Consider the following 14,357-nt stretch of genomic DNA (forward strand, 5'->3'; position numbering starts at 1 on the left):
TGACGTATGAGCGATCACTTATCCTCAAAGTACCCGATCTTGCGCATGTAATTTACTTCTATCGTATATACGTCGTATTCTTCTGTCACCTTGCCCTGCAGCATATAGAACCCGCCTTTCTGGAAAGGATATTTCCTGAGAATATCAGGGAAATGTACCGTATCAATATAGTGGCCGTTCACATCCATGAAAGTGCCAAAACACATAGGAATGCCCTTGCTGGTATGAATACCCTTCGTACATACCAAGTATCCCAACGTAGAGATGATCTTGTCTTTATGAGCCTTAAAATCTCTTGCAGGGACATAGCTGCTCTGCTCGTGCTGCAGGATATCGAACGGAGAGCACAGCGGAAAACCGAGTAATGCAATTTCTTCGAATGCATGTTCGTGCTCATGGTATGACAACATCGGCAACTGGCAATTGGGTATCTGCTCCTGGAATAGCGGTTGTATATGTTCTGCATATGGTGCTTTACTTTTCAGTAACAGGCTGCTCTTCCACAATAGTTCTTTCTTGGTATACGTGTCAAAGTTAAAAGCGCCTATCCTGATGAGTATATCCAGTTGTTCCGGCGGCGGTGCAATACGTGCAGCAAAATCTTCAAGACTGGTGTAAGACCCATATTGCTTGCGTTCCTCCAATACTTGTTCCATCCATTTTGTTTCCAGTCCTTCAATATGAATGAAGCCGGTATAAACAGTATTGCCTGTTATTCTTGTGTAATAGTCGCTGTTATTGATGCAGGGTGCTTTGATGACTGCACCTGTTTTTTGTAATTCCCGGAAATACAACTCCCTGTTATAAAAGCCGCCGAAGTTGTTAATAACTGCTACCATAAACTCCGCAGGAAAATATGTCTTCAGGAAAAGGCTCTGATAACTCTCCACCGCAAAACTTGCGGAGTGTGCTTTTGAAAACGAGAAGCCCGAGAAACTGGCTATCTGCCGCCAGAGTTCTTGCGTTACATCATCAGGCCGCCCCAGTCGTTTACAGTTAGAGAAGAACTGATGTTCTATCTTCTGAAAGTCGCCCTGCCCACGGTACTTACCAGCCATGGCCCTACGCAGAATGTCAGCATCTGCAAGGTCCATATCAGCATATTCGTGCACGATTTTAATAACATCTTCCTGGTATACCATGATCCCAAAAGTTTCACTTAATACCCGCTTCACGATCTCATGCAGGTATACGACTTTATCCTGGTTACGATAGTTGTACACATACTGTCGCATCATTCCCGATTGTGCTACGCCAGGACGTATTACAGAGCTGGCAGCTACAAGGGTAAGGTAATCCTCACATTGCAGCTTCAGAAGCAGCTGCCGCATACCGGGCGACTCAATATAGAAGCAGCCGATGGTGTTAACTGTTTTCAACGCATGTTGTACATTCGGGTCTTGCATGAATGTTTTCACATCGTGAATGTCGATGTCAGTTCCTTTGTTCTCTTTGATGATAGATATTGCATCTCTGATATGTCCCAGACCTCGCTGGCTAAGTATGTCGAATTTAAACAGCCCGATCGCTTCTGCCTGATGCATGTCCAGCTGTGCGGTGATAAAACCTTTGGGAGGCATATAAGTCGCACAATGCTGATGAATGGGTGCTTCACTGATCAGGATACCACCTGCATGAATACTGAGGTGATTGGGGAAAGCTTTTGCACCGGACATTAGCTGACTGTAGCGGAGTATGTTTTTCTGTACACTGTCTCCGGAAAGATCGGGCGCGAAAGGCGTGTCCAGTATCTTATCTATTTCATGTTTGGGCAAACCATATACTTTACCTAACTCACGGATGGTGGCATTCTGCTGGAACGTAGTAACTGTGCCCAACAGGGCTGTGTGTGCATTACCATATTTTTTGAAAACATAGTCAATGATCTCATCCCTGTCCCGCCATGAAAAATCGATATCAAAATCGGGAGGAGAGCTTCGGTAAGGATTCAGGAATCTTTCGAAATAAAGATTCAGTTCTATGGGGTCTACATCGGTGATCTTAAGGCAATATGCAATGATAGAGTTAGCCCCGCTGCCTCTGCCTACATAGAAGAAACCCCGTTCCTGTGCATAACGGATGATATCCCAGGTGATGAGGAAATAGCAATTGAAGTGTTGTGCCTGTACTACATCCAGTTCTTTTTCTATACGTGCTTTCGCTTCTGCATTGTCGGGGCCATAGCGTTTAAGCATGCCTTCATAAGCTAAGTGGCGGAGCAGTGCATGATCATCCGCTTCACTGCTCGTAAAATACTTTTTATTGCGGGGAGCTTTGATGTCAAAATTGATCTGACAGGCATCCATGATCCGCACGGTATTATTGATGATGTGCGGGTATTGTTCAAAGCAGTCAAATAATGCAGCTGGCGAAAGAAACTGTTCATCCGGTTGAGCAGTAGTATGGGCCTGCAACTGACTGATAAGGATGTTCTGGTCTACAGCACGTAATATGCGATGCAATTCATAATGATCTGCATCCTGGAAAGTAACGGGCTGCAGAATGACCAGTTTGTCCTGGTAGGAGAGAGTGTCTACGCGGAACAATTTATTGATCTCACGACGGCGAATGCCAACCAGTTCATGCGCATACAGGTCAGCCAGCGGAACGGTGCCCCAGGCGTAGATGGCAAACACGCCGGGAAATGCAGGCGCGCGGTCAGGGAAAGGCAAAGATTTATGCAGGTGATCGGACAGGAAGCGGTTGATATAAAACCATCCTTCTGTATCACGTGCCAGGAGGACGTATTTGAAATCATGTTCATTCCTGCATTCCAATCCTATAATAGGTTTAATGCCTTGCTCCTGGCATTCTTTAACGAAGTTCCAGGTGTCAGATGTAATGTTGATGTTGGTCAACGCCAGTGACGTGACGCCTGTTTCCCGGGCCATCCTGACAAGGTCTTTTGTATCGATGGTGCCATAGCGCAGGCTGAAGAATGTTTTGCAGTTGAGATACATATCAGCAGGCGTTTTATCTCACTTTAGGATAAGGCATGACATCAGGTTTTTTAACCGTTCCTCTTTTTGATGGAGGGACAGCATTGGTACCTTTCATAAGGTACTGCCAGCCGAATCTGTTTTTGATATTATCGATGGCCTGGTAGAGTGCGATCATTTCCTGTGTATCGTCGAACAGGCTGATCTGGTAGTTACCCTGTACCAGGTGACTGAAACGTACGCCTATCAGACGTATGAGCAGTCTTCTGTCGTAGAGTTTATTAAACAGTTCTTTTACTTTTTCCAGGAGAATATGATCGCTACCGGAATAAGGGATGGTCATTTGTTTAGTTACGGTCTCAAAATCTGAATAGCGGATCTTCACTGTCACACAGCCGGTAAGTTTGTCCTGCTGGCGGAGCTCAAAAGCGATCTTTTCTGTCATGCGGACCAGTTCTGCATGAATGAATTGCATATCTATAGTATCAGAAGAGAAGGTGTTCTCCGTAGAGATAGATTTTTGTTCATGGTAGGGCACAACGGGCGACTCGTCGATGCCATTGGCTTTATTCCATAGGGAAATACCATTCTTCCCCAGCCATGCTTCCAGGAGGGCAATGGGTATTTCGCTCAGTGTTTTTACTGTTTCTACACCCCGGCGTCTGAGCTGACCGGCTGTTTCTTTACCCACCATGGGTAGTTTTTCCACGGGCATGGGAGCGAGGAAAGCTTTTTCTTCTCCGAAGCAGATCTCCATTTGTCCGTTTGGTTTGGCTTCGTTGGTAGCCACTTTGGAGATCATTTTATTGGATGCTAATCCGAAGGAAACTGGTAGCTGTGTTTCCTTCATAATATGCTGGCGTAGTTCGGCGGTCCATTTCATGGAGCCGAAGAATTTGTCCATGCCTGTCAGGTCCAGGTAAAATTCGTCGATAGAAGATTTCTCGTAGAGTGGCGCCTTTTCGGCTATGAGTTCGGTCACTTCCCGGGAAAGCTCGCTGTATTTCTCCATATCGCCTTTCCTGACAATGGCATGCGGGCATAGTTTTAACGCCATTTTCATGGGCATGGCGGAGTGAATGCCGTAACGGCGGGCCTCGTAGCTGCAAGAGGCAACTACGCCGCGATCACTCACGCCGCCTATCAGCAAAGGCTTTCCCTTCAGGCTGTTGTCATCCCTGCATTCTACTGATACAAAGAAGCTGTCCATGTCGAAGTGAGCGATGGACCTGTGCAAAGAAATCATAAGCTTAATAATGGTTCACGGATGACCTACGGTACACAGGCAATAGCCGGCGCATGGCAGCGGTTGCGACATAGGTTATGATACGCTGCCGGTACCAGACTATCGCCCATGGACCGTAGATCTGTATCAAATTTACTAATATTTTTAGTTTGTGCTAATAATGTTAGTAACTATAACCAATCAATAACAAATTGCCGGGGATAATGGTTAATTAAGTAGGTGCCGTAAGCAGGTACAGTATTTGTCAACTTACTTTCAAACAAAACACTTTCTCATGAAAAAGCCTGATATTGGCCAGGAACTGTTGTTATTGTTGCTACTGTTATTACCCATGGTCTATCTGGGAATTATCTGGCCCTCTATGCCGGATGTCATGCCGACTAATTTCAATGTAAATGGAGTTGCCGACCGGGTAGGTACCAAGAGTGATTTTCTACTGCTGATGACGTTCCTGTTCCTTACTAACCTCCTGTTATATTTTCTGTTCCGGTATATTCCGCATGTGGATGAGCCGGATATGCAACACCAGGACATGGCTGTATTTCACCGGAAATATTACCAGATCCGTTTCATGATCCATATCTACCTGGCAATTTTCACCGCTGCTATCATTTTTATGGCTAGTCAGGGCCATCCATTTGTCGTAGAGCGTTGGGTATTTACGGGCGTAGGATTACTGATAGGTGTAATAGGAATTTATCTGAGACGGCTTGAGCCGAACTATTTTATAGGGGTACGAACGCCCTGGACATTAAAGAGTGACGACATCTGGCGGGAAACGCATGCATTCGCCGGCAATCTCTGGTTATGTACAGGTGTTGTCATGATTGCCGCAGGATTCTTCCTGCCGGTAGTAACGGGCACGTTCCTGTTGATCTTTATCGGAGGTATCCTTGCCGCGTTGCCTTATATTTATTCTTACCGGCTGTTCAATACGGATAAAGGATAAGAACAATAGTGGTCCTTAATCATAAAAGAAAAAGGCTGTCCGCGGTAAGCGTGACAGCCTTTTTCTTTTATGATATATACTAAGAGTTGTATTAGAACCAGCCTCTTCCCACGCCGGCGAATGTACCTGGCCATGGAATACGTGATGCCAGTAATATCAGCGCAATAGCAAAGAAGATCAGGGATGTTTTATGCTTCTGTGCATCCAGCGTTGCTTTTTTCACTTTCGCACGACCGATGTGTACAAGTGCAATAGCTACGATAGCCACAAATATGTGCTCAACAGCAAAGTAACGGTAATAGGAATCTTTCATAACGGCACCACCCATTGTCTGGAATGCCTTTACTCCCAGAGGGCTGGTTACGAAATACAGTAATAAACCTATCAGTAACTGCGTATCAAGAAAGATCATGAAAAATAGGCCTGCTTTATTATCAGCGCCGGTAAAAGGAGTCTTACCGCTAACGCCCTTCAATGCACGGATCACGGCCCATAGTCCAGCCAGTACGATTGCCCACCTTAACAGCGAGTGAATAAATAACAACGTGTTATGCATAATATTGAGTTGGATTTACGGGCAAAAATAAGTCAAGCTGACCGGAATATATTTGGTAATTATAAAAATTATATACTAATTTTGTTAGTATCGTACTAAATTATTTAGATTATGTCAGTAGTATGCCGCAATTTAAAGTTCCTGCGCAAGCAGAAAGGCTGGACGCAGCAGGAGTTTGCTGATAAATTAGGGATTAAACGTTCCCTGTTAGGCGCTTACGAAGAAGAACGTGCAGAACCCCGCACCGAAGTGCTTGAACTGGTCAGTGACATGTTCCGTGTATCCATTGACGACCTCTTACGTCGTGATGTCGGTTCCCAAAAAGAAAGCTTCCTGGAAAAACGCAGGCAACAGAAAATGGCGAATGATCGTCAGCAGATAGAATTCGTTCCCGTAAAAGCTGCGGCAGGATACCTGGCAGGCTACAACGATGATGAATTTATTGAAGAACTGAACACTTTCACACTCCCCATGATGGGGGCAGGCAGCTACAGAGCATTCGAGATTGCAGGTGATTCCATGTTACCAACCCCTTCCGGATCAGTGATCGTTTGCCATAAAGTAGATGGCTGGGATGAAATCCGTAACAATGAAGCCTATGTAGTCGTAACCAGCCGTGAAGGCATTGTTTATAAACGTGTCCTGAAAAGCAACCGTACCAAAGGAAAGGTTACGCTGGTGTCAGACAACCCACAATACGAGCCTTATGCAGTAGGCATGGATGAAATACTTGAACTCTGGCAATCAGATGCGGTTATTAGTAAGATGGGACAGCAAAGCCGTCTGAGCGTGAACCATTTGGCCGATATGGTCAGCCATCTGCAGGACCAGGTAAGTATGCTGAAGAAGCGGATCAAAGACTAAGATCAATCCACAGAAAGAAATTATAGATTGTTGTTGTGATTGTTTGTTTCTGTCGTAAACGGAAAACACTGACAAGTGACTATAGTCAGAAAACTTTTATTGTTAGATCCCCTCTGATGTTATCACAACTGACTTATCAGATATTTGAAGCGGCGCTTTCACAGTGAGGTGCATCTAAAACGAATACTCCGTTGGATGCTCCTCACTGTAAGAGCGCCGCTTCGTTATTTGTTAAGGCAATTGCCGGAACTATCGGGAGAATGGGATAATTTCGTACATTTATATGGATCCGCTACATTGACGTCTGTTTGATTGCGTCACTAGCGGATTTTATGAGTTATCATGACAAATGAATATCCCTGATTATGCCACTGCAACTACAGAAAACCCAGCCCGTTCCCGATTCTAAAACCGCTGCTGCCAATGACAGATCATCTGCAGGTATTGCCTTACCGGCAGTCTCCCCCTTTCAGTTCAGTAAGAAGGAAGGAGCGCAGATCGCATCAGCATCAGCTGTTCAGATGAAAGCAACAAGTGGAGCGGTTGTGCAGCTGCAGGTTAATAATGCTGTCGCGCAGAGATATCCGGTGGAAGTAGATCCGGGAAAGACATTTGTGGTGCTGACCAATGGGAGACCTGCCAAGAGAACAACAAAGCCCGTGCAGGAGGCGATTATTGACGATATATTTACCTATGGAGCAATGAATGCTCATGAGAAAAAACTGGAGGCCCTGGGTAAGGTAAAAGCGCTGTACGAATTGCGTAGTAATAACTGGCTTAGCACAAACAATTGTGCTATCTGTCATAAGAACTCTATTGACGATGTAGAAAATACACTCGTGAACTTTGCAAATAAGAGTGCTACTGTAAAGGTTAATATGTATGCCCAGATGGAGAATTGGATAAAGATACTTACAACAAGAGATATTACAGCACAGGTCATGGGTATCGCATTCCTGAAGAATATACTTGACAGTGCAACAAATGCCACGGCAACAAAGACTTCAGCTGAAATCTGCGTGGATGCTGTCAATAATCTTATTGAGTTAATTGACGCTTCGAGTTCCAATTATTACATTGGTGATGCCGGTACCAACAGTAGTATTCAATCTAAGCCAGATCCTCATTATAACAATTTTGCTACTACTACGGAAGCTCCACCTACTCCTATATCAAAGGGCCTTTACGATGCCAGGGTAGGAATTGAATCTGTAGGTGGCCTGGGACATCTTAGCCCTGTAAGAGCTAAAGACTCAACGGGTGATTGGATCAAAAATTCAGGCGCAGGGGATGTAAATGGACATGGATGGTCTGTTGTAGATCTCTCTAAAGGTAACGTCTGATAATTATTTTCGTATGACCCGATAATGACTGCTATCCCAATATCTCCGCCGCTGCCCTGAACGTATTGCAATGTGCATTGACAATATCCCGGATATGTGTCGAATATCCACCGCCCATTGCTACTGCACAGGGAATGTGATGTTTCCTCACGGTCCGAAAGATCAGCTCATCCCGTTCACGACATCCTTGTGGTGTGACCTGCAATTTGCCATAACGGTCTGTTTGCAGGATATCTACTCCTGAAAGATAAAACACAAAGTCAGGTTTTACCTTGTCGATCAGTACAGCTAAACAGTCCCGCAGTGTACGCAGATAATCGCTATCATTCATTCCATCAGGAAGAGGTACATCCCAATCTGAAATTTCTTTATGGAAAGGATAATTATGTGCACCGTGCATACTGAAAGTATACACATCCGGTCGGCCTGCAAGGAGTGCGGCTGTGCCATTCCCCTGATGTACATCCAGGTCGATGATCAGTACCTGTTTAACCAGCCGCTGTTGTAAGAGGTAGTTGGAAGCAACAGCGAAATCATTCAGCAAACAGAAACCCTCACCATGGTCAGCAAACGCATGATGAGTTCCTCCAGCCACATTAAGCCCTACACCATGGTCCAGTGCATGCAGTGCACAATCTATCGTTCCCTGGCAGATCACGATCTCCCTTAAAGTAAGTGCCGGCGACTGTGGCAGGCCGATACGGCGTTGCTCTTTCTCAGACAATAACTGATATTGTAACTTATGCCAATACTCCGGCGTATGGGTAAGCAGGATGGTGGCTTCATCCAGCGGTGCGGGTGTATGCAGCTGTCTTTCGGTGATCACACCTTCCCGTAATAGCTGTGCCGGAATGAGCTCATATTTGACCATCGGGAACCGGTGACCTTCCGGTAAAGGGTGTGCATATATAGGATCGTAGGCGACCAGCATTAATTGACTTTTAAGACGCTGTTTTCAGCGATAACGAATACAGCCTCGTCAACTTCCGGCTCCAGCATCGCGAGGCCCGTAAAACGCCCGAAAGCGGGCAAAATGCTGCAATGCCGTCCGAAGTAGAAGCAGGGCAACCGTAAGCGTTGCCGCCCGGCCCCAGCAACGATAATGCCTGGATGTAAATGCCCGGAGAAAGTATAACCCTGTGCATCTTCTTCATAGCAAGGTTCGTGTATGAAATGAATATCACGGATCACCAGCGTGTCAAACACCTCAACGTTCAGCGAATCGTAAATAGCTGCCGGCATGATATCGTGATTGCCTTTTACCAGTTTGAAACTGATATGGGCAAATTGCTGACGCCACAGTTTAAAGTAAGGCACATCATTGTTCTCACGGCTGTGGAACATGTCTCCTACAATAATGATCTGGGAAGGTTCGTATGCGGTAATGAGTAATTGCAGGCGATAGAGGTCGTCCTGCCCGATATTGGCGGGAACAGCTATTCCCGCTTTCCTGAAATGGGCGGATTTACCCAGATGCAGGTCAGACACGATCAGTGCCTGTTCTTCTTTCCAGAAAATAGCCTTGTGGGCAGATAAATGCCAGGTCTGGTCCTGGTGTCTGTAAATCACTTCCTCCATAATCTCCGGTAAAACTACAGCATCTCTGCTAAACTATATCTGTGGACGCATTTTTTTGATCCTGTCTTCCAGTTTTTCACTGGTCAGTTCCTCCCTCAGACTGTCTACCTTGATCGGGAAACAGAACGGTGTCAGCGCGGAAGGTTCTGTAATTACAATATTGCTGTTATAGATACGGTCCAGGCTCTCCCGCAAACGGGCTTCTTCCATCTGGTAGAAGAACGCTTCATTGAACGCCTGTCGCAATAACAGGTTCTGCGGATCGTAATCCCTGAACACATTGAACAGGAGAGAGGCGGACGATTGCAGGTGACGGCTCGCTTTATGCTTACCCGGATAACCCTGGAATATAAGACCGGCAATGACCGCAATATCCCGGAACTTCCGGCGGGCCATTTCTGTCGAGTTCACACTGGCCTGCAGATCTATGCCAAGATCTTCCAATGAGAACAGGTCATACACATCCCCATCGCTGACTGGTATAGGTTGGTCGGACAGCAGTTCAAATCCATAGTCGTTCATTGCCATGGAAAAAGTAATAGGCTGCCGTTTACTGATCCGATAGGCCAGCAATGCCGCCATTACTTCATGTACCAGCCTCCCTTCAAAAGGATAAACGAACATGTGGTAACCGTCCCGTGTATGGATCATTTCTATCAGCAGTTCATTGTCTTTAGGTACGTGAGACAATTGTTCCTGCAGGTCGAAAAGAGGCTGCAGTATTTTGATCTCCGGCATATCCGATTGGCCTGATAGTGCATCGTTATAAGTTTGACGTAATATTCTACCCAGGTTAGCCGAAAGTGGTAATCTTCCTCCCATCCAGCTGGGCACAATGGCCCTTTTGGCATTAGACTTCCGTACAAGTACGGTCATGTCTTTGATCATCACAAATTCCAGGTTACGGCCTCCCAGGCTGAAGGCATCACCCGGTTGCAAACGGGCTACGAACCATTCCTCGATCATACCGATGAAACCTCCTGCCATGAACTTTACCTTTAGCATCGCATCGCTGACGATGGTGCCGATATGCAGACGGTGCCGCATGGCCAGCATACGGCTACGGCAAATGAAAAAGTCGCCCTCCCTTTCCAGCTTTTTGAATTCATCGTAACTGTACAGCGCCTCTCCACCGGTGGATAGAAAAGATAAGATCCAGCCCCATTCATCTTCCGTCATATCGCGGAAGCAGAATGTGCCGGTTACCTCTTCCCATATTTCTGAAGCATGAAAGCCATCTGATATGCCAAGTGTCATCAGGTATTGCAATAACACGTCAAAGGCCAGCAGAACAGGCATCCGGCTTTCTACCAGCTGTTCTTCCATCGCAGCTTTCAGCGCTGCCGCTTCTACCAGTTCCAGGCTGTGAGTTGGCAGGAACCAGATCTTGCTGGTAGCGCCGGGCTGGTGACCACTTCTGCCTGCTCTTTGCAGGAAGCGGGCTACGCCTTTCGGACTGCCCACTTGTATCACCGTATCCACAGGCCGGAAGTCCACGCCCAGGTCAAGGCTGGAAGTACAAACAACAGCTTTCAGTACACCGGTGTGTAAGGCCTCTTCCACCCATACGCGAAGCTCGGCGTCAATTGATCCGTGGTGAATAGCAATAGCTCCAGCCAGGTCAGGACATTGGCGTAATATTTCCTGGTACCATATTTCCGTCTGAGAACGGACATTTGTAAATATGAGGGTAGTCTTACTGTTCATGATCACCGGGAGTGCTTTGTAAAGCAACTTTGTACCCAGGTGACCAGCCCAGGGAAATTTCTCGATCTCATCCGGCAGGATGCTTTTCAGTTCGATCTTCTTATCCAGTTTGGCCCGCACGATCACTGCCTTCGGATCTGATTTCCCCAATAATACATCCAGGGCTTCTTCCAGATTTCCGATCGTAGCTGAGATGCCCCATACTTTAAGTGGAGGTCTGCCCGCCTTCTGCGTTAGTCCGCGGAGCCTGCTAAGCCCCAGCTCTACCATTACGCCGCGCTTGCTGCCCAACAGTTCATGCCATTCATCGGCTACTACAGTCGTCAGATGGGTAAAGACTTTCGCATATTCTTTTTGTCCCATCAGCAGGTGCAGGCTTTCCGGAGTAATAATGAGTATCTCCGGCATCTGTTTCTTTTGTTGCTGACGGGTAGACACGGGGGTATCCCCGCTGCGTATGCCTACCTGCCAGGACATATCCAGTTCCTGTAGCACTTCTTCCATTGCCCGTGCAATGTCTTTAGCTAATGCTCTTAACGGGGTGATCCAGAGCATTTGCAGGCCATTCTTCGTTTTCCGCTGATAATCTTCCGGGTGCTGGTTGATCCAGTCGATCACTACAGCCAGGAAGAGAGAGAAGGTTTTACCGTAACCGGTAGGGGCGTTTACAAGGCCTGATCTGCCTTGCAGGTAATGTTTCCAGGCATCTTCCTGGAATGTAAAAGGCTTTCTGTCCCTTGCAGCCAGCCATTCTGTTATCACTTGCCATCCGCGCGCTTTGTTTTTCATTGGGTAATGAAATTAGGGAAAAGGATGGACATGTCAATGTCTACTTCTTCTCCAACACCAGTGTCCTCGTCTGCACCACCAGTGTATCCTCCGTATGGATCGTTTTCAGCGCATCTTCATTAAACTGGGCAAGAATATATCTCTCCCCACTTTTACAGTATGAAGTTGCCGATTTACTGCTGAAGTAGTAATTGAGAACAACAATGGCAATATCATTTCCAATCATCATAATCGGGATCTGATACTGTGCATGACATGTCCAGTCGCCTATTCCACCTGCAGGAGCACAATCAGGCGGCAGCAGATATTGGCGGATGCCTGCATGAACATTTGTGCAGCTCAACTCGCCATCTTCCGCAGCAGGTGTCCATAGACGATCGCGTGTTGTAAATATTGCTGTATTATTTTTGTAATTAACCTGGCTGAAGATATACTCCCCGCGGCCGGCATCGGAGTTGTATGTTAAATAGGCACTGTCGGCAACACTATTATTAAATGATACCTGAATGGGAGATGTGACCGCGCCGGCATGAAAGTCGAACGTTGTGGATGCCTGATTTCTTTCAAGAAAGTTCTTAATGAAGAGCGTATCTGTAATGACTTGACCTTTGGTATATAAAACTACGGGATCATTTTTGATCATATCAGTACTTTCAAAATTACCGGCAGATATAGTTGGCATATCGTCCTTACCGCAGCTATAGCTAATTAATAACCCGCATATCAGTAACAGGGAGTTTTTCATATTGAATGTTATTGCTTGTAGAGTTTTACAAAATAGGTTTGCACGGCCAACGTATCTTCCGGACGTAATTTGTGCTGTATGTCCGTGTTAAAATCATCGTTGATGTAACGTTCATTGGTATAGCAATTAACACCAGGAGCAACAGGTCTGATAAAGTAATATGTCAATACCGGAATTACGATATGATCATTTTCTATATTTAACTGAAACTGTTTGTGGCCCGTGCAGGAGCTGTTGTAGTAAGGATAATCAAAGTAGGTACAGTGATAGGACGCAGGATTCCGCCGGATGTATTTCCCGACGTTCGCACAACCTAAGTCTCCCCACAGTGTGGGGTTTACCTGATGTACCCTTTTGGATACCAATAGCTTGGTATTATTGGAAAGAGTGTTGATGTAAAAGGTGTCTTTATCGATGAGAGAGACTGTATCAATTGCAATACTATCACCCTTGATGATTAACGACGTGGGGTAATACCTGATGTTCGTCCCCGTATATTCGTTGAAAGTGCTGTCTTTCAGCCAGTAATCAGCCCTTCTTTCCAGGAAGCTATGGATGAAGTTTCTTTCAGTGATGGTTTTATCGCCAACGTACAAGGTAATCGGGCCAGCAACAGCAAGGCCGTTGTTGGAATAGGTACCTCCTCTTAAGACGGGACTTTCATCATCTTTTGAACAGGAAATGAGGGCAGTAATACAGAATATTAACAGCGTCAGATGTCTTTTCATGGGTCGTGGGATTGCTACTGTAAGATAAGAAGATGGGTTAGTAAAAACAAACACAAGAGAGCTACATGGGGCTTAAGGGACAGGTAATCTACAGTAAACCTGATATTATACTATTTTGAGGCCTCATTTATATTCGCATAATCCGTTCTGCTTTTGATTGGATAGTATCTATGCTTTCGAAATAAGATCTTAATGCAGGATCCATCCAATCTATAAGCTGATATAGCAAAGTTCTTATTGCTAGTGCGTGAGAGCAATCGATAACGTTTGCATTGAAACAAAGTGGCTCACAATGGTTCATTCGATTTCTGTAATTCTTAATATCTTCTAATTTCTGATGTAAACTAGTTCTGTTTTCCCCTGAAGGCTTATTGGGAAAAATGTAAATTGGCTGTCCGCTTACTAGTGAATAGTGGTGAGGAACAAAGAACGCGAGCCAAAAGCCAAACATCTGGTCGGATATTATTTTACCTGCCGTAATTGGAATAGATTTATAACGTAGATTGTTTTCAGCCTTTTCAACAGAGCTACGTAGGAAGAATTGTGATCTGGCCAATATAGGGTTACTCATAAAGCCTCTTTTTTGATTAATGATCCAATCGGGATCTCTAAAATATGTAGCTAACTTTGTGTTTAGTGCATTGCGAAAAACGACCTCAAATTGGCTTAAAACCGGATGGAAAGCCTGTGCCAACTTTATATTCGCTGCATAGAGACTCTTTGCTCTTTTGTTATTATTGCCCGTAGCAATAAGGTATCTATTGAAGCGCTGACGTGAAAGATATTGATTTCTTAAGATTATTTTCATTTGAGCAATTTCGAGAAAAAAACTATATTTGTATCATACAGGCCTGATAAAGCCTCTTTCCTTCGTGGAAACGTAATCAGGTAAACGAATTAGGGCTCAGGTAAC

At 45.4% G+C, this 14,357-nt stretch carries 12 protein-coding genes; 3 read left to right on the forward strand and 9 right to left on the reverse strand.

Annotation, left to right across the window (positions count from 1 at the left end; all coding sequences use genetic code 11):
- Positions 1–14 precede the first annotated feature (14 nt).
- Both C7475_RS25560 and dinB read right to left on the reverse strand, forming a co-directional pair.
- A complete protein-coding gene (locus C7475_RS25560; RefSeq protein ID WP_110056255.1) occupies positions 15–2,960 on the reverse strand; it encodes a DNA polymerase III subunit alpha in 2,946 nt (981 codons plus the stop codon).
- A gap of 13 nt (positions 2,961–2,973) precedes the next feature.
- Entirely contained in the window at positions 2,974–4,185 is a 1,212-nt protein-coding gene (dinB, locus tag C7475_RS25565) for a DNA polymerase IV (RefSeq protein WP_110056256.1), read from the reverse strand.
- 274 nt (positions 4,186–4,459) lie between these two features.
- On the opposite strand from dinB, the gene C7475_RS25570 reads away from it, so the two are divergent.
- Positions 4,460–5,134, forward strand: a complete 675-nt coding sequence (locus C7475_RS25570) for an SdpI family protein (RefSeq protein ID WP_110056257.1) — start codon at positions 4,460–4,462, stop codon at positions 5,132–5,134.
- Between the two features lie 91 nt (positions 5,135–5,225).
- Here C7475_RS25570 and C7475_RS25575 read toward each other — a convergent pair whose 3' ends face one another.
- Positions 5,226–5,690: a hypothetical protein gene (locus tag C7475_RS25575; RefSeq protein WP_110056258.1), complete on the reverse strand. Its 465-nt coding sequence runs from the start codon at positions 5,688–5,690 to the stop codon at positions 5,226–5,228.
- 111 nt (positions 5,691–5,801) lie between these two features.
- Here C7475_RS25575 and C7475_RS25580 point away from each other — a divergent pair, with 111 nt between their 5' ends.
- Together C7475_RS25580 and C7475_RS25585 are read left to right on the forward strand one after the other, a co-directional pair.
- Positions 5,802–6,554: a LexA family transcriptional regulator gene (locus C7475_RS25580; protein WP_110056259.1), complete on the forward strand. Its 753-nt coding sequence runs from the start codon at positions 5,802–5,804 to the stop codon at positions 6,552–6,554.
- 365 nt (positions 6,555–6,919) lie between these two features.
- A complete protein-coding gene (locus C7475_RS25585) occupies positions 6,920–7,897 on the forward strand; it encodes a hypothetical protein (protein ID WP_110056260.1) in 978 nt (325 codons plus the stop codon).
- Between the two features lie 31 nt (positions 7,898–7,928).
- On the opposite strand, the gene C7475_RS25590 is transcribed toward C7475_RS25585, so the two are convergent.
- The 6 genes from C7475_RS25590 to C7475_RS25615 form a co-directional block, all read right to left on the reverse strand.
- Entirely contained in the window at positions 7,929–8,828 is a 900-nt protein-coding gene (locus tag C7475_RS25590) for a histone deacetylase (protein WP_110056261.1), read from the reverse strand.
- Positions 8,828–9,475 carry a ligase-associated DNA damage response endonuclease PdeM gene (gene pdeM / locus C7475_RS25595; RefSeq protein WP_110056262.1) on the reverse strand — a complete coding sequence of 216 codons (648 nt, stop codon included), beginning with the start codon at positions 9,473–9,475 and terminating at the stop codon, positions 8,828–8,830. The genes C7475_RS25590 and pdeM overlap by 1 nt, the downstream gene beginning before the upstream one ends.
- Before the next feature lie 33 nt (positions 9,476–9,508).
- Positions 9,509–11,971, reverse strand: coding sequence for a ligase-associated DNA damage response DEXH box helicase (locus C7475_RS25600; RefSeq protein WP_110056263.1), 2,463 nt, complete (start codon positions 11,969–11,971; stop codon positions 9,509–9,511).
- A gap of 40 nt (positions 11,972–12,011) precedes the next feature.
- The gene (locus tag C7475_RS25605) at positions 12,012–12,716 is read right to left on the reverse strand and encodes a hypothetical protein (RefSeq protein WP_110056264.1); all 705 of its coding nucleotides are present in this window, start codon (positions 12,714–12,716) and stop codon (positions 12,012–12,014) included.
- 8 nt (positions 12,717–12,724) lie between these two features.
- Positions 12,725–13,444 (reverse strand): hypothetical protein, encoded by a 720-nt coding sequence (locus C7475_RS25610; protein WP_110056265.1) that lies wholly within the window; start codon positions 13,442–13,444, stop codon positions 12,725–12,727.
- 127 nt (positions 13,445–13,571) lie between these two features.
- Entirely contained in the window at positions 13,572–14,252 is a 681-nt protein-coding gene (locus C7475_RS25615) for a hypothetical protein (RefSeq protein ID WP_110056266.1), read from the reverse strand.
- Between the last annotated feature and the right edge of the window lie 105 nt (positions 14,253–14,357).

Source organism: Chitinophaga sp. S165 (assembly GCF_003182155.1).
In the GTDB taxonomy this organism is placed as follows: Bacteria; Bacteroidota; Bacteroidia; order Chitinophagales; family Chitinophagaceae; genus Chitinophaga.

Excerpts from the sequence above, each read along its gene's own strand:
- dinB (WP_110056256.1), bottom strand. The coding sequence starts at position 4,185 with ATGATTTCTTTGCACAGGTCCATCGCTCACTTCGACATGGACAGCTTC.
- C7475_RS25570 (WP_110056257.1), top strand. The coding sequence starts at position 4,460 with ATGAAAAAGCCTGATATTGGCCAGGAACTGTTGTTATTGTTGCTACTG.
- C7475_RS25575 (WP_110056258.1), bottom strand. The coding sequence starts at position 5,690 with ATGCATAACACGTTGTTATTTATTCACTCGCTGTTAAGGTGGGCAATC.
- C7475_RS25600 (WP_110056263.1), bottom strand. The coding sequence starts at position 11,971 with ATGAAAAACAAAGCGCGCGGATGGCAAGTGATAACAGAATGGCTGGCT.
- C7475_RS25580 (WP_110056259.1), top strand. The coding sequence starts at position 5,802 with ATGTCAGTAGTATGCCGCAATTTAAAGTTCCTGCGCAAGCAGAAAGGC.
- pdeM (WP_110056262.1), bottom strand. The coding sequence starts at position 9,475 with ATGGAGGAAGTGATTTACAGACACCAGGACCAGACCTGGCATTTATCT.
- C7475_RS25605 (WP_110056264.1), bottom strand. The coding sequence starts at position 12,716 with ATGAAAAACTCCCTGTTACTGATATGCGGGTTATTAATTAGCTATAGC.
- C7475_RS25590 (WP_110056261.1), bottom strand. The coding sequence starts at position 8,828 with ATGCTGGTCGCCTACGATCCTATATATGCACACCCTTTACCGGAAGGT.
- C7475_RS25615 (WP_110056266.1), bottom strand. The coding sequence starts at position 14,252 with ATGAAAATAATCTTAAGAAATCAATATCTTTCACGTCAGCGCTTCAAT.
- C7475_RS25610 (WP_110056265.1), bottom strand. The coding sequence starts at position 13,444 with ATGAAAAGACATCTGACGCTGTTAATATTCTGTATTACTGCCCTCATT.
- C7475_RS25585 (WP_110056260.1), top strand. The coding sequence starts at position 6,920 with ATGCCACTGCAACTACAGAAAACCCAGCCCGTTCCCGATTCTAAAACC.
- C7475_RS25560 (WP_110056255.1), bottom strand. The coding sequence starts at position 2,960 with ATGTATCTCAACTGCAAAACATTCTTCAGCCTGCGCTATGGCACCATC.